Source organism: Lentzea tibetensis, assembly GCF_007845675.1.
GTDB lineage: Bacteria > Actinomycetota > Actinomycetes > Mycobacteriales > Pseudonocardiaceae > Lentzea > Lentzea tibetensis.
This window is the reverse complement of the sequence record NZ_VOBR01000047.1, coordinates 1-27,000: the sequence shown is the minus strand read 5'-3', so window position 1 is coordinate 27,000 and position 27,000 is coordinate 1. Positions and strand designations below refer to the sequence as shown.

Genomic DNA, 27,000 nt, shown 5'->3' with positions numbered 1-27,000 from the left:
GGGAACCTGATGCGAAAGCTGATCTACTACGTCGCGACGACGCTCGACGGGTTCATCGCCGCGGAGGACGGCACGTTCGACGGGTTCGTCTTCGAGGGCGACCACATGCAGGCGCTCACGGAGGAGTACCCGGAGACGCTGCCCGTGCAGTTCCGGGAGATGGTCGGCATCACCGACGCGCCGAACCGGCACTTCGACACCGTCCTCATGGGCCGCAACACCTACCAGGTGCCCGGCGGGCTGCCGAGCCCGTACGCGCACCTGCGCCAGTACGTCATCTCCAGCACGATCACCGGCACCCCTGACGACGTCGAGGTGATCTCCACGAACCCGCTGGAGAAGGTGCGCGAGCTCAAGCAGGAGGACGGCGCGGACATCTGGCTGTGCGGTGGCGGCAGGCTGGCCGCCGAGCTGCTCCCGGAGATCGACGGCCTGCTGCTCAAGCTTCACCCGGTCGTGTTCGGTGCGGGCATCGGGCTGTTCGACGGCAAGGTCGACACCAGCCGGTTCCAGCTCACCGACGTCCGGCGGTTCGACAGCGGGGTCGCGTTCATGACCTACGCGAAGAGCTGAGCACGCGCTCCACACCCAACCGATAGCCCGAAAGCCGGTGCAGCTCCAGCGCTTCGTCCAGGCGCTGGAGCTCTCCGCCGTCGATCTCCGCGAGCACCCGCAGCGCCTCCGCGTAGATCAGCCGGTGGCCGGTCTCGCGGCTGCCTGCCAACGCCTGTTCGGCGAGGTCACGTGCCCGCTCCGCCGCACCGAGCGCGTGGTGCAGGTCCGCCAGCGAGACCAGGGTGTCCCAGCGGCCGCGCGGATGCGACGACGAGAGGTGGAGCGCCGTCTCCAGCTCCACGCGCGCCTCGTCGTACCGGTGCAGCAGGAAGTAGGTCGAGCCGAGCACGTGCCGCGCGCTCGTCTGGGTGCGCGGCATCCCGATGCGGGTGGAGATCGCGAGGGACTCCCGTGCCGTGCGCAGCGCGTCGTCGTACCGGCCGAGGTCGCGGTAGGCGCCGCTGAGGTTGGCGAGGTTGCCCGCATCCTCGACCGGGTCGCCCTGCTCGCGGCACAGGTCGAGCCCGGTGAGGTAGTGCTCGACGGCCTGGTCGAGCAGGCCGAGTGCCTGTGCGGACCGGCCAGCGTGGGTCTCGCCGAGCGCGACACCGGTGCGCAGTCCGGCGCTGTGCGCGACCGCGATGGACTCGGTGTGCAGCTCGTAGGCCCGGTGCAGCTCGCCGAGCTCCCAGTGCACGTCGCCGTAGATCGCGAGCGCGCCGACCAGTGACGGCAGGTTCGACGTCTGCCGCGCCAGCTCCAGCAGCTGCCGGTAGCAGTCCGCGCTGTCCCGCAGCCGCCCCATCGAGATGTAGGTGCGCCCGAAGTTGGCGAGCAGCGGGGTGCGCAGCATCTCCACGTCGGCCTCGACGATCGGCCGGGCCTGTTCGAGCAGCACCAGCGCCTGCTTGTACTCGCACTGGCTCCAGTACGCGCTGGCCAGTCCCATCAACCCGTACGCCTGCGCGGTCAGGTCGTTCACCCGGCACGCCCCCGCGAGCACCGCCTCGGTGGTGCCGATCCACTCGACCATCGTGCGGTGCCGCTCGAAGTGGCTGCTGAGCGCGACGCACAACTGGGTGGCGACGGTGATGCTGCCGCGCTGCGCGGACTCCTGCGCGACGGCGACGAGGTTGGCCATCTCGCGGTCGAGCCACGTCATGGCCGCCTGCTCGTCGGGGAACTCGGTGCCCTCGCCGGCAAGCAGGTCGCGGTACGGCCGGGGGTCGACCGTGCGCATGACATCGCGCGCCATCAGCCCGTAGTGCAGCGCCATCCGCTCCAGCGCGGCGTTGCGCGCCTCGACCGGGTCCTCCTCGCGGCACCGCTCGAGCGCGCAGAGCCGCAGCAGGTCGTGGAACGTGAACCGGCCGGTCGCGTGCTCGTCGACGAGATGCGCGGCAGCGAGGGCCTGCAGCCCGGTCACCGCGTCCCGCTGGGAGATGTCCGCGAGCGCGGTGACCGCGGAAGGTGTGATGTCCCGGCCAGGCACCAGGCCCATGAGCCGGAACAGCTTGCGCGCCAACGGATCCATCGCCGTGTACGACAGGTCGAGCGCGGCGCGGACGGCCGTGTCCGGGTCGCCGGGCACGGTCAGCGCGGCGAGCAGGTCACCGCCGCGCAGCTCGGTGACGTAGTCCGCGACCGAACGTCCGGGCCTGGCCAGGAGGTTCGCGGCCGCGATGCGCAACGCCAGTGGCAGCCGCGCGCACAGCTCGACCAGCTCGCGCACGGCCTCCGGTTCCGCGCTGACCCGTGACGCGCCGAGCACCTGCTCCAGCACGCCGCGCGCGTCCCTGCGGCTCAGCACGTCCAGCACGAGCCGCTGCGCGCCGTCCCGCGCGACCAGGCCGTCGAGCCGGTTGCGGCTGGTGATCAGCACCAGCGAGCCGGGCGTTCCCGGCAGCAGCGGGCGGACCTGGTCGGCGTCGAACGCGTTGTCCAGCACCACGAGCACGCGCTGGTCGGCCAGTGCCGAGCGGTACGCGGCGGCGGCTTCGTCGACGTCGACGGACTTGCCGGACTCGACGCCGAGCGCGGTCAGCAACCGCTCCAGCGCCTGCACCGGCGTGAGCGGTGAGCCGGCGCCGTGGCCGCGCAGGTTCAGGTAGAGCTGGCCGTCCGGGAAGTGCTTGCGGATGCGGTGCGCCCAGTGCACGGCCAGCGCGGTCTTCCCGACACCGGCGGTGCCCGCGATGGCGGACACCACGACGGTCGTCGAGGTGCCTGCCAGCACGTCGTCCAGCATGCGCAGCATCTCGTCGCGGCCGGTGAAGCCGCGCACGTCCGCGGGCAGCTGAACCGGCACGCGGCGCGGCAGGTCCAGTGCGACGTCCTGGTTGAGGATCTCGGAGTGCAGCCTGCGCAGCTCGGCGCCGGGAAGCAGACCGAGCTCCTCGTCGAGCACGCGGCGGCCGTCCTCGTAGACCTCCAGCGCCTCCGCCTGCCTGCCCGCCCGGTACAGCGCCATCATCAGCATCCCGCGCGACTCCTCGCGGAACGGGTGGTCGGCGACGAGCCCGCGCAGCGCCGCCACGGCGTGGGCGTGCCTGCCGGCCGCGAGCTCGGCGGCGGCGAGTCCCTCCTGCGCGTGGAACCACGACTCCAGCAGCCTGCCGCGCACCGCGTCCACGCCGCCCGCGGCCAACTCGCCGAACGGTTCACCGCGCCACAGCGACAAGGCCTCGGCGAACTCCTCGTGCCGCACCTGGTCGGTGAAGACGAACACGTCCAGCTCGTCGCGCGCGACGGCGATGCGGTAACCGCCCTGGCCGCTGGTGATCCGGTCCTCGGCGAGGAGGCGGCGCAGCTCCCACACGTACGTCTTGAGGTTCGCGACGGCCGATCTCGGCGGCGTCTCGCCCCAGATGAAGTCGATCAGCTGGTCGCCGCGCACCCACTCGTTGGCGTTGAGGAGCAGCGCGGACAGCAGCACGCGTTGCTTCGCCGCACGGAGCACGACCGGCGCGCCGTCGGAACGGACGACGCCGACGGCACCCAGTACCCGGAAGAACACGGCAGAAGGGTGGCACAGATCACGACGCCCCGGCAGCTCGGCTGATAGCTCTGCGTCATCAACCGCGCCTGGGGAGCCGCTGATCGTCCGTACTGCGGATGTACCCGCGATGTACCGCCGTTCGCCAGCCTTGTGCGCATCCGGCCGCCGCCGGGGGGGGCGGGACGGATTCCAGCGGCGGGGAACCCTCTCTTTGGGTCACAGGGGGAGGGAGGGTTCCCCGCCGCCGCCGAGCACTCGATCGAGGTGGTAGCGCAGTGTGGTTCTGGCGGTATGAGCCGTGGTTTCTCCGCACGCGACCTCTGCGGCGAGGCTGTTCGCCAAGGACCAGATGATGTGCGCCTCCCGCTCGGCGTCCAGCGCCGGGTTCGCCGCGCTGACCACGCCTGCGGTGAACGCGCGCAGCTCCACGTCGTCGGCGTAGAGCAGCTTCGCGACCCGCGGGTCCTCCAGCGCCCGCCCGAGGAACGCGACCCACACCCGCACCGCCTGACGGGTGTCGGGATCGTCGCCGAGCAGCTCGTCCACCGCCGCGCGCAGGACGCCCTCGTCGTCGGACGGCAGCCGTTGCTCGATGCGGACGCGCATGCGGTCCTGCGCGAGCTTCAGCCCGTACAGCAGCATCTCGTCCTTGGTGCGGAAGTAGTGCTGCACGCGGCCCATCGACACGTGAGCCTCGGCCGCGACCTCGCGCAGGCTCACCGCCTCCAGCCCGGCCCGCGCGACGAGCCGCCACACCGCCTGCACGATGGCCTCCTTGCGCTGCTCGTGCTGTTCGACGTCGACCTTCCTCGCCATGTCCGGTAGATTACCAATACGACCGCATTGGTAATTGGGGGATGCGTTGGCACCGGTCATCGGCTTGTTCCTGTTGGCGCCGTTCGTCGGCGAGTACCTGCTGGGGAACCTCGGGTTCGGCCAGCTCTGGCTCGGCCTGCTGCTGGCTCCGCTCTACGGCTGCGGCGCGGTGCTCGTCCGCGAGCTGGGCAGACGGTTCGCGGGCTGGCCGACGATGTTCCTGCTGGCGGCCGCGTACGCGTTGATCGAGGAGGGGCCGGTCGACCAGCTGCTGTGGAACCCCTCGTACGCGGGACAGGACCTGCTGCACGGCCCGTCGTACCTGCCCGCGCTGGGGATGAGCGTCGAGCTGACCCAGGCGATCCTCGCGCTGCACGCGGTGTGGAGCATCTGCGTGCCGATCGCGATCGTGGAGACCTTCGTGCCCGCGCGGCGGACCACGCCGTGGCTCGGCCGCACCGGCCTGACCGTGGTCTTCGTGCTGTTCACGCTCGGCGCGACGCTCGTGTTCCTCGGCAACTACTCGGAGGAGCACTTCATCGCCTCCCCGGCCCAGCTGGCCGGGATCACCGTCGTGATCGCGCTGCTGGTGGTGGCCGCACTCCGGGTTCGGCCGCGTTCCGGCCCGGTGGCCGGTGTCGCGCCATCGCCGTGGCTCGTCGGCGTGGTGTCCCTGCTGGGCACCAGCCTCTACTGGGGACCGTCGGTGCTCATCACGGCCGGCTGGTACGAGTGGATCGGTGTCTCGGTGTGGTGCCTGCTGGTGGTTTCGGGCGTCCTGCTGGTGTCCCGGTGGTCACGCGGGCAGGGCTGGGACCAGCGGCACCGCTTCGCACTGGCCGCCGGTGCGACGCTGACCTACGTGTGGACCGCGTTCCCGGTCAAGCCGGAGCTGGGCGGACCCGACCTCGCGGGCGACGTCGTGTTCGGCGCGGTGGCGATCATCGTGCTCGGGCTCGCCAGTTCTCGAACTCGTGCTGAACCCCGTCGAACAACACCGTCTTAGCGCGGGTGCACCGTGTGCCTGCCGAACGATCTCGCTGCCGCGCTCGGCGTCCCTGCGCACGCCCGGTGAGTCCGGCCTGCTGCCAGTCGGGGTCGTACGACTGGATCTGCACCATGATGACCAAGGTTGGCAGACACTGGCCGAGAGGTGCGCCGTGGAACCCGCAGTTGTTGTCGCACTCGTCGCATCGGCGACGTCGATCACGGTGGCGCTGGCCAGCGCAGGACTGAGCTACACCACGCAGCGCCGGATCCAGTCCCAGTCCGCCCACCGGCAGGCCCGGCTCGACTACGAGTACGAAGCGCGGAAACGCCTGTACGAGGTGACCGAGCCGCTCCTCTTCCAGCTCGGCGAACGCGGCGAGGACCTGCAGAGCCGGATCGCGGGGCTGGCCAGGACGGCGCGGAACGGTGACCTCGAGCCCGGCCGGGGGTGGTTGTCGGACGACGGGTACTACCTGAGGTCGATCGTGCACCGCGTCCTCGCGCCGGTGGCGATCTTCCACCTCATGCAGGACGGGCTGACGCGGGTCGACCTCCGCCTCGATCCGGAGATCCGCACCCGGTACGGCATGGCCAAGCTGCTGGCGTGGGCGCTCACCGACCACTTCACGTTCGCGGCGCAGCAGCCCGAGCTGCCGTACGACCCGTACGCCGAGACGGAGTACGAGATGGAGCACCCCGCCGATGAGCCCTATCTGCAGGGCCTGCCCTCGGGTCTGGTCGAGACCGCGGGACAGGCGCTGATCGTCCAGGTGGGCGAGCGCACCGCGCGTGTCATGCGGTTCGGCGAGTTCGACGAGGCGTACTCCGACCGAGCGAGCGCGCTGCACCTCGCATGCGCGCCGGTCACCGACCTGTTCCGCGACTTCCACCCGCGCAGCCACCCCGTGCTGTGGCGGGCGCTGGTCACGCAGGCCCGGCTCTGCGCCGCCCTCACGTCCACCGAGCCGGGAGGTCCCGAGAAGTACGACTGGCGCCGGCCGGGTGAGCAGGTCGAGGCCTCCGTCATCGCCGAACCGCTCGAGGTCGCGAGGAAGTACCTCGACGCCAGGCTGCCGTCAGCGGAAGTCGCGCGACCGTGACGGGATCCGCAGGTCGAGGTGTTGCAACCGATCTGCCTGGATGCTGACCACGCCCTCGGCGGACTCGACGATCCCGCGCACCAGCAGCGCCGAGCTGGTGCGCGCGACCCGCCGGTACCGGGCCCACAGCCCGGTGGTGCACACGACGTTCACCATCCCGGTCTCGTCCTCGATGTTGAGGAACGTGACGCCGCCCGCGGTCGCGGGCCGCTGCCGGTGCGTCACGGCGCCGCCGATCAGCACCCGCGTGCCCGGTTCGACCGACCCCAGCGACGTCACCGGCAACGCGCCGAGCGAGTCGAGGCGGGCGCGGACGAACTGGGTCGGGAAGCTGTCCGGTGACAGGCCGGTGGCCCACACGTCGGCGGACGCGAGCTCGACGTCGTCCATGCCCGGCAGTGCGGGTGCGACGGTGCCGACCTCGGTGCCCGGCAGGCGGTCCTGGCGGATCGCGGCGACCGCGCCCGCCGCCCACAGCGCCGAGCGCCGTTCGACGCCGAAGCACGCGAAGGCGCCCGCGGTGGCCAGCGCCTCGACCTGAGCGGTGGTGAGCTGCACTCGTTCACCGAAGTCGACCATGTCGCGGAACGGTTGCGCGGCAACGATCCTGTCCGCGATCTTCTGGCTGATCGTGCGCACGGCGGTGAGCCCGATGCGCACGGCCTGCTTGGCGTCGACGACCTCCAGCGTGGCATGCGGGAGCGACGCGTTGACGTCCGGGCCGAGCACGGTCACCCCGTGCCTGCGGGCGTCCGCGACCAGCGACTGCGGCGAGTAGAAGCCCATCGGCTGCGCGCGCAGCAGTGCCGCGCAGAACGCGGCCGGGTGGTAGAGCTTGAAGTAGGCGCTGACGAACACGAGGTGCGCGAACGACAGCGCGTGGCTTTCCGGGAAGCCGAAGTTGGCGAACGCCAGGAGCTTCGCGTAGATCCGGCCTGCCAGCTCCTCGCCGATGTCGTTGGCGGCGCAGCCCGCGTAGAACCGTTCGCGCAGCCGTTCCATCCGCGCGGTGGACCGCTTGGCGCCCATCGCGCGGCGCAGCTCGTCGGCCTCGGCGGCGGTGAAGCCGCCGACGTCGACCGCGATCTGCATCAGCTGCTCCTGGAACAGCGGCACGCCGTAGGTCTTCTCCAGCGCGTTCGCCAGCAGCGGGTGGTCGTGCTCCCACTCCTCGACCTTGTTGCGGCGCCGGATGTACGGGTGCACCGAGCCGCCCTGGATGGGGCCTGGCCTGATCAGCGCGACCTCGACGACCAGGTCGTAGAAGTCGCGCGGCTTCAGCCGGGGCAGCGTGGCCATCTGCGCGCGGCTCTCCACCTGGAACACGCCGACCGAGTCCGCCTTCTGCAGCATCGCGTAGACGTGCTGGTCGGTGAGGTCGATCTGCCACATGTCGACCTGGACGTCCTCGTGCTCGCGCACCAGGTCGATCGCGTAGTGCAGCGCGGAGAGCATGCCGAGGCCGAGGAGGTCGAACTTCACCAGCCCGATGGACGCGCAGTCGTCCTTGTCCCACTGCAGGACCGTGCGCTTGTCCATCCGGGCGCGCTCGACCGGGCACACCTCGCTGACCGGGCGGTCGCAGATGACCATGCCGCCGGAGTGGATGCCCAGGTGGCGCGGGAAGTTCTCCAGCTGCGCGGCCATGTCCAGCACGGACCGCGGGATCTCGCAGTCGTCCGTGGTGGTGCGCAGCGGGCCCCAGCGGTCGATCTGCTTGCTCCACGCGTCCTGCTGGCCGGGGCTGTGGCCGAGCGCGCGAGCCATGTCGCGCACCGCGGACCTGGCCCGGTAGCTGATCACGTTCGCGACCTGCGCGGCGTGTCTGCGGCCGTACTTCGTGTAGACGTACTGGATCACCTCCTCGCGCCGGTCGGACTCGATGTCGAGGTCGATGTCCGGTGGCCCGTCGCGGGCGGGTGCGAGGAAGCGTTCGAAGAGCAGGTCGAACTTGACCGCGTCGACGTTCGTGATGCCGAGCGCGAAGCACACCGCCGAGTTCGCGGCCGATCCCCTGCCCTGGCACAGGATGTCGTGACGCAGGCAGAAGTCGACGATGTCGTGGACGACGAGGAAGTAGCCGGGGAAGCCGAGCTCGGAGATGACCTTCAGCTCGTGCTCGATCTGCCGGTAGGCCTTGGGGTTCTGCTCGGGCGTGCCGTAGCGGTGCACCGCGCCGCGGTGGGTGAGCTGGCGCAGGTGCGCGTCCTCGTCGAGCCCTTCGGGCACGTCGAACGGCGGCAGTTTCGGTGCGACGAGCCGCAGGTCGAACGCGCACTGCACGCCGAGCAGCGCGGCGCGGTGCACGGCGCCGGGGAAGCGGGCGAACCGGCGGGCCATCTCCTCGCCGGAGCGCAGGAACGCGGCGGGCGCGGGCGGCAGCCAGCCCGCCATCTCGTCGAGGCTGCGTCTCGCGCGCACCGCGGCCATGGCGGCGGCCAGCCGTCCGCGGCCGACGGTCGCGTAGTGCACGGCGTTCGTCGCGACCGTCGGCAGCCCGAGCTCGGCGGCCATGGCGTCGAGCAGGTCGTTGCGCGTGCTGTCGTCGGGGTAGCCGTGGTCGACGAGCTCGACGAACACGCGTTCCGCGCCGAACAGCGCGACCAGCCTGCGCAGTTCCGCGATGGCGGCCGCGGGACCCTCGCGGTCCAGTGCGCGCCGCACGGAACCCTTGCGGCAGCCGGTGAGCACGACGACGTGGTCACGCGTGTCCTCGGCGATCTCATCCAGCGAGTACTGCGGTTTGCCCTTCTCGCTGCCGCGGGCGAGCTGGCCGGTGGTGATGGTGCGGCACAGCCGGTGGTAGCCGTCGTCCCTGGTGGCGAGCAGGAGCAGGTGGTCGCCTTCGGGGTCGGCGACGCCGTTCGGGACGGTCTCCAGCCCGATGCTCAGCTCGGCGCCGAACACCGTCTTCACGCCGAGCTCCTTGGCGGCCTCGGCGAACCGGACCACGCCGTACATGCCGTCGTGGTCGGTCAGCGCGATCGCGTCGAGGCCGAGCTGGTGGGCCGCCTCCACCAGTTCCTCGGGATGGCTGGCGCCGTCGAGGAAGCTGAAGTTGGAGTGGCAGTGCAGCTCGGCGTAGGGCACGCGCGTCCGCGTCGTGGCCCGTTCGTCGACCCTGAGCTCGAGCTCGGACGGCGCGACGTAGCGGTCGCGGTGATGTGTCCACGCCGGACTGTCGCCGCCGTCGCCCTGCTGCTCGAACGGTTTGCCGGAGAGCGCGCGTTCGAGCTCCCGCCAGCGGACGGGCGGGTTGTTCCAGCCCATCAGACGGTCTCGTCAGGCGCCCGTCGCGGGAGCGGAATCACGTTGTCCGGCAAGGGTTCCCAGCCGAACTCGGTCGTGTACGCGGGGTCCTGCGTCCCCGTCTCGAACCAGTCGTCGAACATCAGTCGTACATCCCTTCCACCGTCCATTCGCCGTCCTCGCGGACGAGCAGGAACGCTGTTCCTCCTGCGATCAGCTGCAACCGGGCCGCGCGGCGCGCCGTGTCCGGTTCCCACCACCTCTCGTCCACCGGCCACGGACCCGACCACGCAACCACGTCCTGAAGTGGTCCCCCGTTCACCGCGAATTGCATTGGTGCGCCAGTCAGTTCGTTGCGTCCGGTCACACCTATGTCCTGACCTGCGTTGTCCACAACGGTGGCCGATCGGCTCTTCACCGTTGCCGGAGAAGGACCGTTGAGCCGTCCGGGCCAAGGCTGGGCGGGGTCGTGCCGCGGCGTCCTCTCGTCGCCCCACGGGACGAGCTTGATCTGGTCCTCCGGTCCTCTTCCCCCGCCGAGCACCGCGGTGAACACGCCTTCCGGGCCCAGCAGGCCCTGCACGTGCACGAGTGCGCGCGCCGCCCGTTCCGCTCCCTGGTCGTGGCCCCACAGCCCGAACTGCAGTGCCGCCGCGTCCACGAGCTCCTCGGGGACGAGCCTGAGCGTGGTGACGCCCGCGGTGAGCGCCTCACGGGTGAGCCAGCCGTCGAGCTGCCAGCGCACCCGGTCTGCGATTCCGCGCGGTGTCAACGGTTCCGCGCACCGCCACACCCGGTGCAGCTCCTCGTCGTTCTCGGTGTTCGCGTGGATGCCGAGCCTGGTGCACGCGAACCCCTTGGCGGTCAGCTCGGCGTGCAGCCGTTCCGCGAGGGCTTTCGCGGCGAACGCGGCCTGGTCGACGCGCTCGACCGGTGGGTCGAACTGTTGCACCACCTCGAGGTCCTCGGGCGGTGTGCGCTTGTCGACGGGCCGGTCCTCCAGTGCCCGCGCTCGTCGGTGGGCTTGCACCGCGGGTCCGCCGAAGCGGTCCGCGACGGCGCGTTCCGGCAGTGCGGCGAACGCACCGAGCGTGCGCAAACCCAGGCGGCGCAACAGGTCCACCAGGTCCGGGTCGTTCAGCTCCTGTATGCCCAGCGGGGCGAGGAACTCCGCACTCCCGCCCTCCGGGACGATCACTCCCCGGTGCGCGGCCAGCGTCGCGGCGAACAGGCCTTCCGCGATGCCCACCTGCGCCTCGACGCCCGCCGTGTGCGCGACGTGGTCCACCACGCGTTCCGCTGCCCGTTCCGGGCCGTCGAAGTAGCCGAGCGGCCCCTTCGCGGCCACCGCGACCAGGCCGGGGCGGACGACCTCGATGCCCGGTGCCAGTTCCTCCACCGCCGCGGCCACCGGTTCGAACAGCCTGGCGTCTCTCGTCGGGTCCGCCTCGAACACCTTCAGTTCCGGGCAGCGTTCCTGGGCCTGGCGTTTGCGCATGCCTCTGCGGACGCCTTCGGCTCGGGCGATGGCCGAGCAGGCGACGATCGCGTTGCCCTTGGCCACGGCGGCGGGCACGTGCGGTGGGAGTGACTCCGTCGCGGCGGCGGCGATCACCGGCCAGTCCGGGCACCAGACCATCAGGAGGCGCATGTCGGCCCCTTCCTGGCGGGCGCACCGTTCCAGTCGTCACCTTGGAGGACGACCTTCCCGCCGCCGACCAGATCGAGCTCGACGTGTCGTGGCCGAGCCGCGGCACCGCGGCCACCGACCCGCACGGTGAGCGTCTGCGAGCGGAGCTTCCCGTGGCCCCGGCCGAGTCCCTCCCAGCGCGTCCCGACGACGTGCAGCTCGACGTCGGCACCGGGCCAGCTGCCGAACGCCAGCAGCACGGCCTTGCGCTGACGAGCTCGCGCGGAAAGCCGCCGCGCGAGGCTGGGCGACACCGACCTCGTGACCTCCACCGCCACGAGGTCGATGCCGTCGAGCAGCGCGGCGATCACCGCGCCGGGCTCCCCACCCGGTCGCGGGACGAGCGCGAGCCTGGGTACCGCCACGCCCAGTTCGGCCGCGGCGAGCACACCGAGATGCGGCAGGCCGACCACGGCCGCCCAACAGCCGTCCGCGGTCGCGCCCGCCAGCAACGCGAGCAGCAACGATGTTGATCCGCCCACGGACACCGTGCTGCCCCGTCGCAAGCCGCCCCACGGCAGCAGGTCCGCCAGTTCCCCGCGAACCGGCAGGACCCGCCCCGTGGTCTGGTCGGCAGTCGTCCCCGTCAGCTCGCTGGCCGGGTTCACCCCGAGCGCGACCAGCGTCGCTGTAGCCGACGTCGACACCTGCCCACCTCCCGTCCCGACCGCGCGCACCCCTGAGCGCGGCCACCGCGGGAAGTTCGGCGACTCCAAGTCTGTTCGAACATGCGTTCGAACAACGGGGACAGGTTAGCGCGTCGGGCCACCCCGCTGTCAATGCCTCCCGATGCACCCGATCTGGGTAAGCCGCACGGCGCAACGGATGACACACTGCTCCGCGATGATCCGCCTGACCCGTGGCAAGCTCGCCTGCCTGCTCAGCGCCGTTGTGCTGCTCGGCGCCACCGGCCTGTTCGGCGCGCTCTACGTCGCGTACACCCGCCCCATCGGCCAGCCGCCGACGGGCGAGACGCTGCCCTCGAACTGCTCCATCAGCGACGCGCTCAAGAAAGAAGCGCGGGTCAGCAACCCCTCACTGGTGCAGCAACCGGACCCGAACCGGCTCGAGCTGGTCCGGCACACGCACTGCTTCTGGCGGCAGACGGTGGACGCGGACGGCATCGACCGGCGGATCCTCGCCATCCACGTCTACGACCACGGCAAGCGCGCCGAGGCCGAGCGGACGTTCAGCGACCAGCGCCAGCCCGACGAGCGCGTCGTCACCGGGCTCGGCGACCGGGCCACCGCGGCCGACCGCATGCCCGACGACAACATGCAGGTCACGCTCCTCGTACTTCGGGACACACGCGTCTACAAGGTGATCTACCGTGGCGCGGATCGCGGGTTCTTCTTCGACCGGCCGTTCCCGGTGGAAGAAGGTGAGCGGATCACGAGGAAGGTCGTCGAAGAACTCCTGGGGGAGTGAAGTGAGCGCACCGGCGGGCTGGCAACAGCCACCACCACCTGGGTGGGGACACCCACCGAAGAAGAACAAGGGCCCGGTCGTCGCCGTGCTCATCGTCGCGGGCATGCTCGCCGCCGGCGTGAGTGCCGTCGGCTGGCTGTACGTCCAGACGCACCGCGACCACGGCACGCCGCCCGGCGCCGAGGCGCTGCCCGCGAAGTGCGACGCCATCGGCCAGGACACGCTCCAGCGCATGCGGGTCACGAACCCGATCGCCAGCAGCTCCAGCCACGTCGAGTCGCCGGACGCCTCCGCCACCTCGTGCAACTGGGGCCAGACCGAGGGCAGGGACGGCGACGGCAGGCGGTCGCTGAACGTCTGGATCCGCACGTACCGCGAGGAACGGCTGGCCGAGCAGGAGCTCGTCGCGTTCGAGCAGTCCGGCAGCTCCGTCGAGAAGACGGGCGAGGGCGCGATCACCGTCGGCAAGGGCGGCAGCAGCTTCACGACCGTGTCGTACGCGGTGCGGTCCGGCGGGCGCTACGTCAGGATCGACTACAGCGGCTGGGACGCGGGGCTCCTTTCGGCGAAGCAGCCGGACGTCGAGGAGTGGAAGAAGCTCGTCAGCCAGGCCGCGGCACAGGTTTTCGCGAAGTCCTGACCAGGGGGAAGCACCAGTGAACGCACCACCCGGCTGGCAGCACCAGCCACAGCAACCACCGCCCGGCTGGCAGCACCAGCCCCAGCAGCCGCCTCCCGGCTGGCCCCCTCGGCAACCGCCTCCCGGCTGGGGTCCCCCCGTGCCGCCCAAGAAGAACAAGGCACCGCTCGTCATCGGCATCATCGCCGGCGTGCTCGTGCTCGGCGGCGCGGCCACCGCGGCGGTCATCTACACCTCCGCGCACAAGGACCGGGGCCAGCCCTACACCAACGCCAAGATGCCCGGCGTCTGCGGCAACGTCTCCGAGGCGGCACTGGCGAAGGCGCGCGCCACGAACCCGTCCGGCAGCTCCAACGAGAACAAGATCGGCGACGAGACGACGACGAACTGCGGGTGGGGCCAGACCAAGGGCAAGGACGGCGAGGGTCTGCGCACGTTGAACGTCTACGTCTACGAGTCGAAGGACGGGCAGCGGACGTTCGACGAGCAGGTGACCATGGCCAAGGCCAACAACCAGGGCCAGATCCAGGTCAAGGACCTCGACATCGGCGACCAGAGCACCGCGGTGCTGATGACCACGACGTCGGCGTTCACCGGCATCGAGGTCGTGGTGCGCAAGGGCGACAAGGTGGTGAACGTCGACTACATCGGCTGGGACGTCGGCCTGTTCTCACCGACGCGGCCGGACGTCCCGGAGTTCGAGGAGGCCGCGAAGGCCATCGCCGCGGAGATGATCGCCGAGCTGTGAGCGTGGTGGCCACCTCGGCCGAGGTGGCCACCACGACAGGTCAGTGCGCGAAGTGGCGCGTGCCGGTGAGGTAGAGCGTGACGCCCGCGGCCTCGGCCGCGGCGATCACCTCGGCGTCCCGCACGGACCCGCCGGGCTGGACGACGGCACGCACGCCCGCCTCCAGCAGGACCTCGAGGCCGTCCGGGAACGGGAAGAACGCGTCGGACGCGCCCACCGAGCCCTTGGCGCGGTCACCCGCGCGCTTCACGGCGAGGAACGACGCGTCGACCCGGTTCACCTGGCCCATGCCGACGCCGACCGTGGCGCCGTCGTGCGCGAGCAGGATCGCGTTGGACTTCACCGAGCGCAGCGAGCGCCACGCGAACGCGAGGTCGGCCAGCGTCTGCTCGTCGGCGGCCGAACCGCAGGCGAGCGTCCAGTTGGCCGGGTCGTCGCCCTCGGCGGCGATCGTGTCCTTCTGCTGCAGCAGCAGGCCACCGGACACCGGGCGCATCTCGGCGCCACCGCGCTGCGGCGGCTCGGCGACCAGGATGCGCACGTTCTTCTTGCGCTGCAGCACGTTCACCGCGCCGTCGGCGTACGACGGTGCGATGACCACCTCGGTGAAGATCTCCGCGACCTGCTCGGCCATCTCGACGGTGACCTCGCGGTTCGTCGCGATGATGCCGCCGAACGCGCTCTGCGGGTCGCACGCGTGCGCCTTGCGGTGCGCGTCCGCGATGTCCACATCGGACACCGCGATGCCGCACGGGTTGGCGTGCTTGATGATCGCGACGCACGGCTGCTCGTGGTCCCACGCGGCGCGCCACGCGGCGTCGCCGTCGAGGAAGTTGTTGTACGACATCTCCTTGCCGTGCAGCTGCTGCGCCGACGCGAGCCCGGACCGGCCGTCGCCCTGCGTGTAGAGCGCCGCGGCCTGGTGCGGGTTCTCGCCGTAGCGCAGGACCTGCTTGCGGTTCCACGTCGCGCCGACCCAGCCGGGGAACGGGGTGCCGTCGGTCTCGGGCGCGAGCACGCTGCCCATCCACGAGGCCACGGCGATGTCGTAGGTCGCGGTGTGCCGGAAGGCCTCCGCGGCGAGACGCTGACGGTCGGCGAGCGTGAGGCCGCCCTCGCGGACCTGCTCGAGCACCCAGTCGTAGCGGGCGGGGTCGACGATGACCGCGACGCTCGCGTGGTTCTTCGCGGACGCGCGGACCATCGCGGGACCGCCGATGTCGATCTGCTCGACACAGTCGTCCTGCGACGCGCCGGACGCGACGGTCTGGGTGAACGGGTAGAGGTTCACGACCAGCAGGTCGAACGGCGCGATGTCCAGCTCGCGCAGCTGCGCGACGTGCGACTCCTTGCGGGTGTCCGCCAGCAGACCGGCGTGGACGCGCGGGTGCAGCGTCTTCACCCGGCCGTCGAGGCACTCGGGGAAGCCGGTGACCTGCTCTACCGGCGTCACCGGGACACCGGCGGCGGCGAGCACCTTCGCGGTGCCGCCGGTCGAGACGATCTCGACTCCGGCCGCGTGCAGGCCGGTGGCCAGTTCCAGCAGGCCCGACTTGTCGGAGACCCCGATGAGGGCCCGGCGAATCGGCCGCCTCTCGGCAGGAGTGGTCACGGAAAACTCACCTTTCGTCCGTTCACGGTGCAGCCTTCGCGGACAAGCCGGGCGACCGTGTCGACCAGCAGCCGCCGCTCCACCACCTTGATGCGTTCGTGCAGGCTCTCTTCGTCGTCGCCGGGTTCGACGACCACCGCCTCCTGCGCCAGGATCGGCCCGGTGTCGACACCCGCGTCGACCAGGTGGACCGTCGACCCGGTGACCCGCACGCCGTAGTCCAGCGCGTCGCGGACACCGTGCGCGCCGGGGAAGGCGGGCAGCAGCGCGGGATGGGTGTTGATCATGCGGCCGCCGTAGCGGGCGAGGAACGCCGGGCCGAGGATCTTCATGAACCCGGCCGACACCACCAGGTCCGGCTCGTGCTCGGCGACGGCCTTGGTCAGCGCGGTGTCCCACTCGGCGCGGTCGGCGTAGTCGCGCAGCCGCACCACGAAGCCCGGCACACTCGCGCGCTCGGCGCGGGCGAGACCTTCGATCCCGGCGCGGTCGGCACCGACGGCGACGATCTCGATCGGCAGGTCGTTCGCGTCGAGCAGCGCCTGCATGAGGGTTCCGGAACCGGAGACGAGTACGACCACCCTCGCCGGTGCGGGAAGCCGGAGTTCTGTGCTCAGCGTTCTCTCCTGGGCAGACCGGGTTGCAGCAGCTCAGGAGCAGCCTAGGCGCTCACTTCCGAGGCTCGCCGTCCAGGTCCTCATCAGCCGGTTCGACGGTTTCGGCCAGCTCGGCCTCCGCCTCGGCGAGGTCTTCTTCCTCGGCCTCTTCGAGCTCGTCGAGCTCGTCGTCGAAGTCGTCCTCGTCGTCGTGGAGCTCGTCGTCTTCGTCTTCGTCGTGCAGGTCGTGCTCGTCGACCGGCTCGTCGTAGTCCTCGTCGTCGTCGAACTCTTCCTCGTCGTCGAGCTCTTCTTCGTACTGGTCCTCGTCGAGCTGCTCATCGACTTCCTCGGCGAGCTCGTCCTCGATCTCGTCGAACTCCTCGTCGTCGGCTTCGACCACGGCGGCCACGGGCTTGGGCCGGGGGCCTGCGAGCCAGGCGACCAGCATGCCGGGCACGAGGATCCAGGACGCGGCCAGCAGCGCGAGGAGGCCGGCGGGAACGGTCACCGGGTCGAAGGCGCCGGCGGCGAGGCGCCCGCCCGCCGTCGCCGCGAGCACGAGGCAGCCGACGGCGACCGTGACGGCCGCGACGAGCACCGCGCGCATGCGCGACGCGGGGCGGTCCGCGACCTTGCGGCAGCACCAGCCGACGAACGCGCCGATGGCGGCGGCGAGCACCAGCACCATCGGGCTGAACGCGAACTCCTTCTCCGGCAACGCCGCGAGCAGCGGGATACCGGGGACGGAGCCGGGCGTGAACCGCATGGGCGTCACCTCGACCACGCCCATCGAGAACCCGGAGCCTGCGACGTAGGAGAGCCCGCCGATGATCGCGTTCGGCAGGTAGCCGATGCACAGCAGCCACACGCCGAGCCCGACGCCGACCGTCGGCCCGGCCTGGTCGAACAGCGTGCTGGCCGTCGACCACGACGTGACGAGCCCGAAGGCGACGACGAACGCGCCCGCGCTGACGAACGCGAACAGCGCCATGAAGCCGGAACGCAGTCCCTGCAAGGCGATGGGGTCGAGCCGTTCGAAGATCACCTCGACGAGCCCGCACCTGCGCGCGACGCCGAGCGTGGCCGCGACACCGGAGACGGCGGCGCAGCCGAAGAACGCGACCGCGGGCGTGGCGCGCACGACGCCCTCGCCCATGAGCAGCGCGATGGTGCCGCCGACGAAGGCGTGCGCCCCGGCGATGCTGAGCACCACCGAGCGCGCCTGGAGCGGTTCGTAGAGCCCGAGCCGGTCGGCCGTGCCCGCGGCGGTGCGTCCGACGAGGAGCATCAGCAGCGCGGTCGGCAGGAGCGGCAGGACGCCGAGCTGTCCCGCGTCGAACCACAGCGGGACGTGGTGCGCCGCCAGCCAGGCGGGCGCGGCGGCGGTGAGCACGCCGGTCGTGGAGAACGCCGCGTGCGTCGCGGTCGCGGCGACCAGCGCGAGCAGCGCGGCCACGGCGGCGTATCCGACGACGACGGAACCGCAGGCCGCCGCGACGAGCACCCGCGCCCGTTCAGCGCGGGAGAACTCGGGGGGCCGCACGGACTCCATCGCACCGCGCTGCTGCAAGACCGGCATTTCTCCACTGTCTCAATCGAGCTGGGCCATCCGGGTGAGGCACGCCGGGCCCCATGATGCCGATGAGGCCACCTCGACCGACCTCGCGGTGGTCAAGGTGGCCTCAACGGCACTTCACGTCAGGACTGGGGGCCACCGAAGCCGCCGGGCGGCGTGCCGGGCTGGCCGAACTGGCCGGGCTGCGGCATGAAGCTCGTCTGCTGCGGAGGCTGACCCGGCTGCTGCGGCTGCACCGGCTGCTGGCCGAACTGCTGCGGCGGCTGCTGGGGCTGGCCGAACTGCTGCTGGCCGGGGGCCTGCTGGCCCTGCTGCGGGAACGCGCCGGACTGCGGGTTCCAGCCACCGGGCTGGCCCTGCGCGTACGGGTTGGCCGGCTTCGGGTCGAACTTCACGATGCCCGCGTCGAGCAGGAGCGTCATGACGACCGCGGCGGTCTCGAGCAGCGCCACGATCAGCAGCACGATGTGCATGCCCTGCACGCTGGGCGCCTTGATCAGGCTCTGCAGGACGTCCAGCGCCTGCACGCCCGCCAGGACCACGGCAGGGTAGAGCAGCGCCTTGGGCGCCTTCGGGAGTGCGGTCAGACCCGCGAGGATGCCCGCCGCGAGCAGGAACGTGACCTGGCCGGACGGGACGTCGTCCGCGAACGCGAGCAGGTAGGAGATGAGTCCGAGACCCGCCGCGACCAGCGGGAGGATCTTGGCCAGGTCCAGACCCGCGGCCGGCTGCTGCGCCGGCCCCGCCGGCGGCTGCTGTTGTGGTGCGCCGTAAGGCACGGACATGGTGAGGTCTCCTCCTCCAGCCGATGTTTCGGCTTGACGGTAGTTCATGCGCCCACTCAGACGACGACCGGATCAAGCTGGTTCCGCCGAACGAGACAGGGCCGGCACCGAAGGTACTCGGTGCCGGCCCTGCGCACGTGTGGAACTACCGGCTCTGCATGATCTCCCGCATCAGGGCGGCGGTCTCGGACGGCGTCTTGCCGACCTTGACACCGGCGGCCTCGAGGGCCTCCTTCTTCGCCTGCGCGGTACCGGCCGAGCCGGACACGATCGCACCGGCGTGGCCCATGGTCTTGCCCTCGGGGGCGGTGAAGCCCGCGACGTAGCCGACCACCGGCTTGGTGATGTTCTTCTCGATGTACGCGGCCGCACGCTCCTCGGCGTCGCCACCGATCTCGCCGATCATCACGATCGCCTCGGTCTCCGGGTCGTCCTGGAACGCCTGGAGCGCGTCGATGTGCGTGGTGCCGATGATCGGGTCGCCACCGATGCCGATCGCGGTGGAGAAACCGAAGTCACGCAGCTCGTACATCATCTGGTAGGTCAGCGTGCCCGACTTCGACACGAGACCGATCTTGCCCGCACCGGAGATGTCGGCCGGGATGATGCCGGCGTTCGACTTCCCGGGGCTGATGATGCCGGGGCAGTTCGGGCCGATGACCCTGGTCTTGTTGCCCGTCGCGACGGCGTGCGCCCAGAAGTAGGCGGTGTCGTGCACCGGGATGCCCTCGGTGATCACGACGGCCAGGCCGATCTCGGCGTCGATCGCCTCGACCACGGCCGCCTTCGCGAAGGCGGGCGGGACGAAGATCACGGTCACGTCGGCGCCGGTGGCCTCGATGGCCTCCTTGACCGAGCCGAACACCGGCAGCACGTGGCCGTCGAAGTCGACCTTGGTGCCCGCCTTGCGCGGGTTCACGCCACCGACGATGTTCGTGCCGGACGCGAGCATGCGCTTGGTGTGCTTGGTGCCCTCGGCACCGGTCATGCCCTGGACGATGACCTTGCTGTTCTCGTTGATGAAGATAGCCATCGTCAGACCCCCGCAGCCGCGAGCTCGGCAGCCTTGTCGGCCGCGTTGTCCATCGTGTCGACAACGGTCACCAGCGGGTGGTTGGCCTCGGCGAGAATCCGGCGGCCCTCCTCCACGTTGTTGCCGTCCAGGCGGACGACGAGCGGCTTGGTGGCCTCGTCGCCGATGATGCCGAGCGCCTGCACGATGCCGTTGGCGACCGCGTCACACGCGGTGATGCCACCGAAGACGTTCACGAACACGCTGCGCACGTCCGGGTCGTGCAGGATGATGTCGAGCCCGTTCGCCATGACCTCGGCGGAGGCACCGCCGCCGATGTCGAGGAAGTTGGCGGGCTTGACACCCTTGTGCTTCTCGCCCGCGTAGGCGACGACGTCCAGAGTGGACATCACGAGGCCCGCACCGTTGCCGATGATGCCGACCTGGCCGTCCAGCTTGACGTAGTTGAGGCCCTTCTCCTTGGCCTTCGCCTCGAGCGGGTCCTCGGCCTGCTTGTCCACCAGCTCGGCGTGCGCCGGGTGGCGGAAGTCGGCGTTCTCGTCCAGCGTGACCTTGCCGTCGAGGGCGACGATCTTGCCCTCGGGGTCGCGGACGAGCGGGTTGACCTCGACGAGGGTGGCGTCCTCGGCGACGAAGGTCTCCCACAGCTTGACGATGACGTCGACGACCTGGTCCTTGACCTCGGCCGGGAAGTTCGCCGCGTCGGCGATCTCCGTGGCCTTGGCCGCGTCGACGCCCTTGATGGCGTCGATGTGGATCTTGGCCAGCGCCTCGGGCTTGGTGGCGGCCACCTCTTCGATGTCCATGCCGCCCTCGACGGACGCCATGGCCAGGAAGGTGCGGTTGGCGCGGTCGAGGAGGAAGGAGAAGTAGTACTCCTCCGCGATGTCGGAGGCGGGGGTCACCAGCACGCGGTGAACGATGTGCCCCTTGATGTCGAGGCCGAGGATGCCCTTGGCCTTCTCCTCGGTCTCTTCGGCCGTGGAGGCGAGCTTGACGCCGCCTGCCTTGCCGCGGCCGCCGGTCTTCACCTGGGCCTTGACGACGACCGCCTGGCCGTACTTCGCGGCGATGGCCTTGGCGTCGGCGGGGTTTTCGGCCACTTCGCCCGGAAGTACCGGGACGCCGTGGGCGGCGAAGAGGTCCTTCGCCTGGTACTCGTACAGGTCCACTCGGGTCTCCTGCGACGTCGGTGTCGGAACACCGCGCCTGGGTGGTCCTCAAGGGGCCGTCAGAACCCACTTGACGCGGCTGTCCGAAGACACTATCGACCTGCGCCGACCGCTCGCACGCCCCATCCGGTGAGGTCTGTCTCAACAGCGGTGAGGTCGATCACGCGGAACGGCCTTTCGAGCCCTCCGCGGCCCGCAGAGCAGCCCCGATGAGCAGTACGACGACCGTGGCCGCGGCCAGCCACGTGCCGGGTCCCGCGGACGCGTCCGCGGCGCGGGCTCCGGTCAGCGGGAGCTCGAGCAACCGGACGACCACGACGACCGCCGCACCGGACAGCAGCGCGGCCGCGCGTGGCGGCCGCGAGTTGACCGCCAGCGCCACCGCTGCCAGCACGGCGAGCAGTCCGATCAGCAAGCCCCACGAGGCGACCTGGAAGTTGGTGAACAGTCCCGGCGCGACGAGATCGGCGGCCTTCACCGCGGGCAGGGCGAACGCGCCCACCGCGAGCAGTCCGGCGCCGAACGCGGTGGCCAGCACGGGCACCGGCGTCTCGCCGCGCGGCTCTGGTTCGGTGTCCTCGCGTTCCACCGCACCGGCGACGGCCCCGCAGACCCCGGCGACCGCGGCGAGCACCAGACCGCCGGCCATCGCCCAGATGCCCGGACCCGGCTGCACGACCGCGATCTGGGTCGCGGCGAGCACGGTGTCCAGTGCGGCCGCCGCCGTCAGCGGCAACGCGGCGAGTGAGACGAGGAACGTGGGCCGGACGGCCGCGGCGACGCCGCGCGCCAGCAGCCACGCACCGAGCACGGCGACCGCGACGCCCGCGGGGAGCAACAGCTTCGCCGCGTAGTTCTCCGGGGCGGTGAGCCCGGCGGTGACGGTCAGCTGGGGCACGAGCGCACCCACGACGGTCGCGGCACCGGCGAGCACGCCGAACACGCCCGCGACCGCGTGCATGCGGGCCGTGCCGGGAAGCGTCAGCTCGGCCTTCTCGTCTTGTTCGGCCCGGACAGTCCGATCCGGATGTTCCAGTAGAAGGAGTGCGGCGGCGACCAGCGCCGCGATCGGGCCCCAGGTGACGCCGAGCCCGTCGGCGGCCAGACCGGCCACCAGGGGTGGTGCGGCGACCGCGATGATCGCCAGCGCGACGCCGATGAGGCCGCCGCGCCGGGTGTCCGGCTCGGTCGAGCTGGCGCTGAGCGCGGCGGCGAGCGGTGCGGCCGCGGCCACGAGCAGGCCACCGGCCAGCCCGATCAGGGGCAGGTCCCACGGCCCGTGCGCGAGCAGCAGCACGTCGGTCGACGTGAACGGCGTGCCGAGCAGGCTGATCGCGGCGAACGCGCTGACCAGAACGACCCGGATGAGCTTGTCCGACGCGTCCGCCTCGTCGCCCACCGACCGGTTCGCGGCGAGCACGCCCGCGGCGAGCGTCAGCAGGTGCCCGGCGATCAGCAACCACAGCCCCGCCGACGGGTCGAGCGGGTCGAGGCTGCGCGGGCGCAGCAGCTCGGGCCGGGACACGGCCAGTGCGTCGAGGCCGATCTGCAGGTCGCTGAGCAGCCTGCCGGGTGCGAACGCCGCGACGGCGGCGAGCACCGCGGCCGCGACCAGCGGGCGGCCCCGAGTCATCAGCACACCGGAGACCACCACCGGAAGCAGCGCCAGGGCCGCGAGCAGCGGCCACGACGTGAACGCGGGAGGTGCGCTGCCGCCGACCACTCCGACGAGTGGTGCGGCGGCGAGGAGCACGGCGCCACCGGCGGCGAGACCCCACGCGGACCGCAGACGTGCCGCGACGGGCTGAGGGCTCTCGAGGCGAGTGCTCGTCATCGGCCCGACGCTAGCAAGCCTGCCATCGGGCTCGTCGCCCAGCTGAGACGAAATTCGTTCGCATGTGGAAAAGAAGCGCTGGGTACTCCTTGTCGGTGAGTCCATCACTTACCTTCGCTGGTATGGGCAAAGGCGTCCTCCAGCGAGTGACCGACGCGCTCCTCGAGCGCGCGGGCTGGGGCGTGCACACGGCACAGGACATCGTCGAGGAGGCCAAGGTCGCCCTCCGCGCGATGGCGACCCCCGGAGGCATGCGCGGCGTCGCCGTCGAAGCGGCCTGGCTGGCCGCCCACACCGTGCTCTACCCGTGGGGCGTGATCGAGGAGCAGCTGCGCCCCGACGGCCACTACCGGCACTTCCGCACCGACCAACTGCCACCGCGCCAGCGCGGATTGGTGGTTTCGGCGATGGACGCCGCGGGAACCCCGATCGTGCTTGTTCACGGCATCGGGGACAACCGCTCCGCCTTCGCAGTGCTGTCGGGGGCATTGCGAAGGCGGGGCTTCGGCGTGGTCCACGCCATCAACTACAGCGTCCTGACCGCGCTGACGGGGGATGTGCGCCGCTCGGCCGCCCTGCTGGGCGCGCACGTCGAACGGATCTGTGAACAGACCGGATCTGATCAGGTGCATGTCGTCGGCCACTCGCTCGGCGGGCTCATCGCCAGGTACTACGTACAGCGGCTGCACGGCGACTCACGCGTTCGGACGCTCGTCACCCTCGGGACGCCGCACCACGGCACCCTCGCCGCCTACCTCCTGCCGACGCCGCTGACCAAGCAGCTGCGACCGGGTTCCGACCTGCTCACCGAGCTCGCCGAGCCGTCCCGCCGGTGCCGCACGCGGTTCGTGGTGGTGTGGTCCGAGATGGACCAGATCATCGTTCCGCAGCGCAACGCCCGGTTGGAGCACCCCTCGTTGCTCGTCGAAGAACACCAAATACGTGATTCAGGTCACCTCTCCCTCCCGGTTGACACGAGGACTCTTCACGTAGTGGTGACCGCCATCACCCGATCGGATGACTCGGTGACCCGCCCCATCGGTGCTGGAAGTGAGGCGTGTCGCGCTCCGGGGGTCACCGACGGTCACAGCGCACACTCCCAGCCCTCAGGGTGACGACCATTCGGTAGACATCACGAACTGGGGTTTGCCCTCGAGGGCTCCGCCCCGTTATCGTCCCCCGGTCCGTTGTCACGGTCTGGTCACAGTCAGGACACCGAGTTCAGACCCCGAACTGAACTCACCGGGAATCCCCCGCCCGGTAGTCCGGCCAGGCTCCCCGAAGACGGAAGGGCAAGCTTTGTCTCACCACCGCTCCCCCGGCGGCCATGAACGCTCTGCTGTGCTGGAAGAGGCTGTTGAACGTGCCTCTGTCCGCGCGGTGAGCACCCACCGGCTCCCGCCGCCGCCTTCGGCGCTGCGTGGACGGATCGTCGTCGCCGCTGTCGCGGTCGGCGCTTTCGCCGCCGCTGGTGCAGGTCAGACCCTGACGTCAGGCAACGGTGACTCGTCCAACGAGGTCACGCCGCTCGCCAACGCCCAGGACAACGCCGCAGCGCTCGGAGTCGGTGGCAACGCCCCCTCCGCGCCGCAGATCCTCCCGGTCTCCAAGGCCACGGACGGCTCCTTCGAAGCTCAGAAGCTCGCGAAGAGCCAGCAGATCACCGAGCAGCGCGAGGCGGCCGAGGCCGAGGCCAAGCGCCCCAAGTTCGTCCGCCCCGCGGCAGGCGCCTTCACCTCCGGGTACGGCGGCCGCTGGGGCACCACGCACTACGGCATCGACATCGCGGGCCCGATCGGGACCCCGATCCTCTCCGCCGCCGACGGCGTCGTGATCGAGGCGGGTCCCGCCAGCGGCTTCGGCCTCTGGGTCCGCGTCGAGCACTCCGACGGCACGGTCACCGTCTACGGCCACGTCGACACCTTCAACGTCCGCGAGGGCCAGCGCGTCCGAGCGGGCGAGCAGATCGCCCGCATGGGCAACCGCGGCTTCTCCACCGGCCCGCACCTCCACTTCGAGGTCTGGCTCGCCGGCGGTCAGAAGATCAACCCGCTGCCCTGGCTGAACGAGCGCGGCGTCAGCCTCTGAGCCTCGGCTCGCGTTCAGGTGTGAAGTAGGCGCACGCGACGCGCCAAACCGTGCACATGCGCGCCTTCCGGCGGCCGCACTCGCGGCACGCGCCGGACTCCGTCGTCTCGTGGATGCCGAGGAGTGCGCGCCACGCGGCGCTGACCTGACGCGACTCCGCGCTGCCCTGCGCGTCCACCGCGTCCAGGTAGCCGAGCACGCGTTCGCGCAGCAGGCGAGCAAGGACGTGATCCACACCGGTACCCCCGTCTCCCAGGCCTCCGCGGCCTGTGGGTCGTGACTGGGGTCAGCAAACCGGATGGGTCTGACAATTTTTGAGTGCGGCACCTCTGACGTGCGGAAACGAACACGGCCGGGTCGCTCCCGCCGACCCGGCCGTGCTCTCGCCGCGAAGTTCGGCCCCCGCCCCACTCCGCTCCCCGTCGTCGCATCCCCTGAACGCCCCGAACGTTTCCCTTGCGACATCCACATAGACGCGCACGGTGCGCCCGAGTTGCGCGGTTTCTTCGATCAGTTGGAAAAATGCCGAAGCCCCCGGCGGAGGGGAGTCGCCGGGGGCTTCGGGAGAGGTCAGGGTCAGCCGATGTGGAAGACCTGGCCTCGGGTCGCACCACCCGAGAACTCGGTGGTGTGCAGGTTCGAGTAGTGCCCGATCGGGTTCTTCTTCAGCTCGGCCGTGACGGCCTGCGGGACAGCAGCGCTACCCGCGACGGCGTTGACCGAGGCCGGCAGCCCGGCGGGCGCGGCGAACAGGTCGGCGACGACCGGCCCGTTGACCCCGATGCCACCCTTGTGCAGGTGCCCGTTGGTCGGCGCGGAAACGTTGCTCCACTTGATCGAGAAGTTGATCCGGTCGTTGCCGACCTTCAGCCCGAAAATGGAGAACCCGTCGGGGTCGTTGACCTTCTTGGCCGGGTCGCCGGGCACTTCCTGGTTGCCGGTGCCGAACGAGAAGAACCGGTTGTCACCATTGTTCAGAACGCTGCCGACGTCCGCGCGCTCCACCTTCCGGAACTGCGCACGCACCGCACCGGCCGCGAACTCGCCGTTGTGCAGGTTGGCGTAGAAATTGCCCGGGTTCTTCTTGAGAGAATCGAGCAGCGCCTTGTCGTCGACCGTCACCGCACCGGTGACCGCGTTGAGCGTCCCCGGCAACGGCGAGGCGAAGAAGGGGACCTTCACCGCACCGTTCTTGCCGGCCACACCCTCGTGGATGTGGGCGGCGGTGGGCGCCGCGATACCGTTCCACTGAATGCCGAACGACACCTGGTTGCCCTGGATCTTGATGATCTGCTTGGCCTTGCCGTCCTGGTCGCCGACGTTCTTCTTGCCCTCGTTGGACACCTCGTTCTTGCCGTTCAGGTCCGCTACCAAGAATGTAGCGGGGCCTGTTGTATCCACTTTGACGACCTTCTTGTTGCCTGCGTCGGCGGGGGCGCCGGGGGCGGGCTCGGAATGGCCGGGGTGCGCCGCAGCAATTGCGCTACCTGCGCCCACTAGTGCCACGCTGAGGGCGATTCCGGACAGCACAGACTTACGCACGCTCATGACAACCTCGCTGAAGAATGGGGGGAGGCACTGGCGGGAGTTCGGGAGGTTTGGTCCGAGTGCCTTTTGCTTCAACCTCACCCACTACACGTGGGGGTGTGTCGAACGGTTCAAAGAATTTGGTGGTTCCAGTTTATGCAGGTCAGATGGGGCCGAACGGACCGGTTGCGTCTGGGTTGGTGTCTGGGTTGGTGTCTGGGTTGGTGTCTGGGTTGGTGTCTGGGTTGGTGGCTGGGGTGGCGCCTGGGGTGCGCTGAGGCTGGCGCTTGGGTCTGGTGGGGCTAGCGCTTGGCTGCCCGTTGGGGCGTTGCTTGGCTGCCGGTTCTCGTGTGGGCCGGGTTCTTTGCTTGGCTGCCGGTTTCATCGGGGCTGGGTTCTGATGCTTGCTGTGTTTCGGTGTTTCGCGCTGTCGGGTGGTTGGGTCGCGCCTTCGGCGCAGCGATTGGGCCTTGACAGTGAGGATGTGTGTGGTGGTCCTTGCTGGGTGGGTCTGACTCGTGGCTTGACTGACCTGGTGTCTTTCCCAAGATCTGTCGTCC

General features: G+C 70.5%; 23 protein-coding genes. 8 read left to right on the top strand and 15 right to left on the bottom strand.

All coding sequences use genetic code 11. The features are described from left to right. The first annotated feature begins 9 nt into the window (after nucleotides 1–9). The gene (locus FKR81_RS40615; RefSeq protein ID WP_146360532.1) at nucleotides 10–573 is read left to right on the top strand and encodes a dihydrofolate reductase family protein; all 564 of its coding nucleotides are present in this window, start codon (nucleotides 10–12) and stop codon (nucleotides 571–573) included. Here FKR81_RS40615 and FKR81_RS40610 read toward each other — a convergent pair. Further along, on the bottom strand, nucleotides 551–3,571 hold the full coding sequence (locus FKR81_RS40610; protein WP_146360530.1) for an AfsR/SARP family transcriptional regulator: 3,021 nt from the start codon (nucleotides 3,569–3,571) through the stop codon (nucleotides 551–553). The genes FKR81_RS40615 and FKR81_RS40610 overlap by 23 nt on opposite strands. 198 nt (nucleotides 3,572–3,769) lie before the next feature. Beyond that, nucleotides 3,770–4,369, bottom strand: a complete 600-nt coding sequence (locus tag FKR81_RS40605; protein ID WP_186763470.1) for a TetR/AcrR family transcriptional regulator — start codon at nucleotides 4,367–4,369, stop codon at nucleotides 3,770–3,772. 46 nt (nucleotides 4,370–4,415) lie between these two features. Here FKR81_RS40605 and FKR81_RS40600 point away from each other — a divergent pair, with 46 nt between their 5' ends. Continuing rightward, nucleotides 4,416–5,375 carry a hypothetical protein gene (locus tag FKR81_RS40600; RefSeq protein WP_222598574.1) on the top strand — a complete coding sequence of 320 codons (960 nt, stop codon included), beginning with the start codon at nucleotides 4,416–4,418 and terminating at the stop codon, nucleotides 5,373–5,375. A gap of 154 nt (nucleotides 5,376–5,529) precedes the next feature. Continuing rightward, nucleotides 5,530–6,459, top strand: a complete 930-nt coding sequence (locus tag FKR81_RS40595; protein ID WP_146360525.1) for a hypothetical protein — start codon at nucleotides 5,530–5,532, stop codon at nucleotides 6,457–6,459. Here FKR81_RS40595 and FKR81_RS40590 read toward each other — a convergent pair. The 4 genes from FKR81_RS40590 to FKR81_RS40580 are packed head-to-tail and all read right to left on the bottom strand — an operon-like array spanning nucleotide 6,436 to nucleotide 12,045. Beyond that, a complete protein-coding gene (locus FKR81_RS40590; RefSeq protein ID WP_146360523.1) occupies nucleotides 6,436–9,729 on the bottom strand; it encodes an error-prone DNA polymerase in 3,294 nt (1,097 codons plus the stop codon). The two genes, FKR81_RS40595 and FKR81_RS40590, sit on opposite strands and share 24 nt — an antisense overlap. Further along, complete coding sequence (locus FKR81_RS45755; protein ID WP_268891613.1) at nucleotides 9,729–9,851, bottom strand: hypothetical protein; 123 nt, start codon at nucleotides 9,849–9,851, stop codon at nucleotides 9,729–9,731. Before FKR81_RS45755 ends, FKR81_RS40590 begins: the two co-directional genes overlap by 1 nt. Then, a complete protein-coding gene (locus FKR81_RS40585) occupies nucleotides 9,851–11,359 on the bottom strand; it encodes a DNA polymerase Y family protein (RefSeq protein WP_146360521.1) in 1,509 nt (502 codons plus the stop codon). Before FKR81_RS40585 ends, FKR81_RS45755 begins: the two co-directional genes overlap by 1 nt. Beyond that, complete coding sequence (locus FKR81_RS40580) at nucleotides 11,347–12,045, bottom strand: hypothetical protein (protein ID WP_186763469.1); 699 nt, start codon at nucleotides 12,043–12,045, stop codon at nucleotides 11,347–11,349. Before FKR81_RS40580 ends, FKR81_RS40585 begins: the two co-directional genes overlap by 13 nt. A 196-nt stretch (nucleotides 12,046–12,241) precedes the next feature. Between FKR81_RS40580 and FKR81_RS40575 the strand changes: the two genes are divergently transcribed. The 3 genes from FKR81_RS40575 (at nucleotide 12,242) to FKR81_RS40565 (ending at nucleotide 14,214) form a co-directional block, all read left to right on the top strand. Further along, nucleotides 12,242–12,826: a hypothetical protein gene (locus FKR81_RS40575; RefSeq protein ID WP_146360519.1), complete on the top strand. Its 585-nt coding sequence runs from the start codon at nucleotides 12,242–12,244 to the stop codon at nucleotides 12,824–12,826. A gap of 1 nt (nucleotide 12,827) precedes the next feature. Next, on the top strand, nucleotides 12,828–13,466 hold the full coding sequence (locus tag FKR81_RS40570; RefSeq protein WP_146360517.1) for a hypothetical protein: 639 nt from the start codon (nucleotides 12,828–12,830) through the stop codon (nucleotides 13,464–13,466). Nucleotides 13,467–13,605: 139 nt separating this feature from the next. Beyond that, nucleotides 13,606–14,214 carry a hypothetical protein gene (locus tag FKR81_RS40565; protein WP_146360514.1) on the top strand — a complete coding sequence of 203 codons (609 nt, stop codon included), beginning with the start codon at nucleotides 13,606–13,608 and terminating at the stop codon, nucleotides 14,212–14,214. Between the two features lie 40 nt (nucleotides 14,215–14,254). On the opposite strand, the gene purH is transcribed toward FKR81_RS40565, so the two are convergent. The 7 genes from purH to FKR81_RS40525 form a co-directional block, all read right to left on the bottom strand. After that, the gene (gene purH, locus FKR81_RS40560) at nucleotides 14,255–15,826 is read right to left on the bottom strand and encodes a bifunctional phosphoribosylaminoimidazolecarboxamide formyltransferase/IMP cyclohydrolase (RefSeq protein WP_146360512.1); all 1,572 of its coding nucleotides are present in this window, start codon (nucleotides 15,824–15,826) and stop codon (nucleotides 14,255–14,257) included. After that, the gene (purN, locus tag FKR81_RS40555; RefSeq protein ID WP_268891612.1) at nucleotides 15,823–16,407 is read right to left on the bottom strand and encodes a phosphoribosylglycinamide formyltransferase; all 585 of its coding nucleotides are present in this window, start codon (nucleotides 16,405–16,407) and stop codon (nucleotides 15,823–15,825) included. Before purN ends, purH begins: the two co-directional genes overlap by 4 nt. 88 nt (nucleotides 16,408–16,495) lie before the next feature. Then, nucleotides 16,496–18,004, bottom strand: a complete 1,509-nt coding sequence (locus tag FKR81_RS44135) for a cell division protein PerM (RefSeq protein ID WP_186763468.1) — start codon at nucleotides 18,002–18,004, stop codon at nucleotides 16,496–16,498. Nucleotides 18,005–18,123: 119 nt separating this feature from the next. After that, a complete protein-coding gene (locus tag FKR81_RS40540) occupies nucleotides 18,124–18,786 on the bottom strand; it encodes a DUF5336 domain-containing protein (protein WP_146360506.1) in 663 nt (220 codons plus the stop codon). A gap of 145 nt (nucleotides 18,787–18,931) precedes the next feature. Further along, the gene (gene sucD, locus FKR81_RS40535) at nucleotides 18,932–19,819 is read right to left on the bottom strand and encodes a succinate--CoA ligase subunit alpha (RefSeq protein WP_146360504.1); all 888 of its coding nucleotides are present in this window, start codon (nucleotides 19,817–19,819) and stop codon (nucleotides 18,932–18,934) included. Nucleotides 19,820–19,821: 2 nt separating this feature from the next. Then, nucleotides 19,822–20,991 (bottom strand): ADP-forming succinate--CoA ligase subunit beta, encoded by a 1,170-nt coding sequence (sucC, locus tag FKR81_RS40530; protein ID WP_146360502.1) that lies wholly within the window; start codon nucleotides 20,989–20,991, stop codon nucleotides 19,822–19,824. Nucleotides 20,992–21,151: 160 nt separating this feature from the next. Continuing rightward, on the bottom strand, nucleotides 21,152–22,825 hold the full coding sequence (locus tag FKR81_RS40525; RefSeq protein WP_146360500.1) for a hypothetical protein: 1,674 nt from the start codon (nucleotides 22,823–22,825) through the stop codon (nucleotides 21,152–21,154). 122 nt (nucleotides 22,826–22,947) lie between these two features. Between FKR81_RS40525 and FKR81_RS40520 the strand changes: the two genes are divergently transcribed. Together FKR81_RS40520 and FKR81_RS40515 are read left to right on the top strand one after the other, a co-directional pair. Then, complete coding sequence (locus FKR81_RS40520) at nucleotides 22,948–23,940, top strand: alpha/beta fold hydrolase (protein WP_146360498.1); 993 nt, start codon at nucleotides 22,948–22,950, stop codon at nucleotides 23,938–23,940. A gap of 265 nt (nucleotides 23,941–24,205) precedes the next feature. Continuing rightward, a complete protein-coding gene (locus FKR81_RS40515; protein WP_235922204.1) occupies nucleotides 24,206–24,913 on the top strand; it encodes a M23 family metallopeptidase in 708 nt (235 codons plus the stop codon). On the opposite strand, the gene FKR81_RS40510 is transcribed toward FKR81_RS40515, so the two are convergent. Together FKR81_RS40510 and FKR81_RS40505 are read right to left on the bottom strand one after the other, a co-directional pair. Then, a complete protein-coding gene (locus FKR81_RS40510; RefSeq protein ID WP_146360494.1) occupies nucleotides 24,903–25,148 on the bottom strand; it encodes a hypothetical protein in 246 nt (81 codons plus the stop codon). The genes FKR81_RS40515 and FKR81_RS40510 overlap by 11 nt on opposite strands. Nucleotides 25,149–25,489: 341 nt before the next feature. Further along, complete coding sequence (locus FKR81_RS40505) at nucleotides 25,490–26,461, bottom strand: CHRD domain-containing protein (RefSeq protein WP_146360492.1); 972 nt, start codon at nucleotides 26,459–26,461, stop codon at nucleotides 25,490–25,492. Nucleotides 26,462–27,000 lie beyond the last annotated feature (539 nt).

What these genes read in the sequence shown, in the direction of transcription:
- FKR81_RS40615 (WP_146360532.1), top strand. Translation starts at nt 10, where the DNA reads ATGCGAAAGCTGATCTACTACGTCGCGACGACGCTCGACGGGTTCATC.
- FKR81_RS40605 (WP_186763470.1), bottom strand. Translation starts at nt 4,369, where the DNA reads ATGGCGAGGAAGGTCGACGTCGAACAGCACGAGCAGCGCAAGGAGGCC.
- FKR81_RS40590 (WP_146360523.1), bottom strand. Translation starts at nt 9,729, where the DNA reads ATGGGCTGGAACAACCCGCCCGTCCGCTGGCGGGAGCTCGAACGCGCG.
- FKR81_RS45755 (WP_268891613.1), bottom strand. Translation starts at nt 9,851, where the DNA reads ATGTTCGACGACTGGTTCGAGACGGGGACGCAGGACCCCGCGTACACG.
- FKR81_RS40585 (WP_146360521.1), bottom strand. Translation starts at nt 11,359, where the DNA reads ATGCGCCTCCTGATGGTCTGGTGCCCGGACTGGCCGGTGATCGCCGCC.
- FKR81_RS40575 (WP_146360519.1), top strand. Translation starts at nt 12,242, where the DNA reads ATGATCCGCCTGACCCGTGGCAAGCTCGCCTGCCTGCTCAGCGCCGTT.
- FKR81_RS44135 (WP_186763468.1), bottom strand. Translation starts at nt 18,004, where the DNA reads ATGCCGGTCTTGCAGCAGCGCGGTGCGATGGAGTCCGTGCGGCCCCCC.
- FKR81_RS40540 (WP_146360506.1), bottom strand. Translation starts at nt 18,786, where the DNA reads ATGTCCGTGCCTTACGGCGCACCACAACAGCAGCCGCCGGCGGGGCCG.
- sucD (WP_146360504.1), bottom strand. Translation starts at nt 19,819, where the DNA reads ATGGCTATCTTCATCAACGAGAACAGCAAGGTCATCGTCCAGGGCATG.
- FKR81_RS40525 (WP_146360500.1), bottom strand. Translation starts at nt 22,825, where the DNA reads ATGACGAGCACTCGCCTCGAGAGCCCTCAGCCCGTCGCGGCACGTCTG.
- FKR81_RS40520 (WP_146360498.1), top strand. Translation starts at nt 22,948, where the DNA reads ATGGGCAAAGGCGTCCTCCAGCGAGTGACCGACGCGCTCCTCGAGCGC.
- FKR81_RS40505 (WP_146360492.1), bottom strand. Translation starts at nt 26,461, where the DNA reads ATGAGCGTGCGTAAGTCTGTGCTGTCCGGAATCGCCCTCAGCGTGGCA.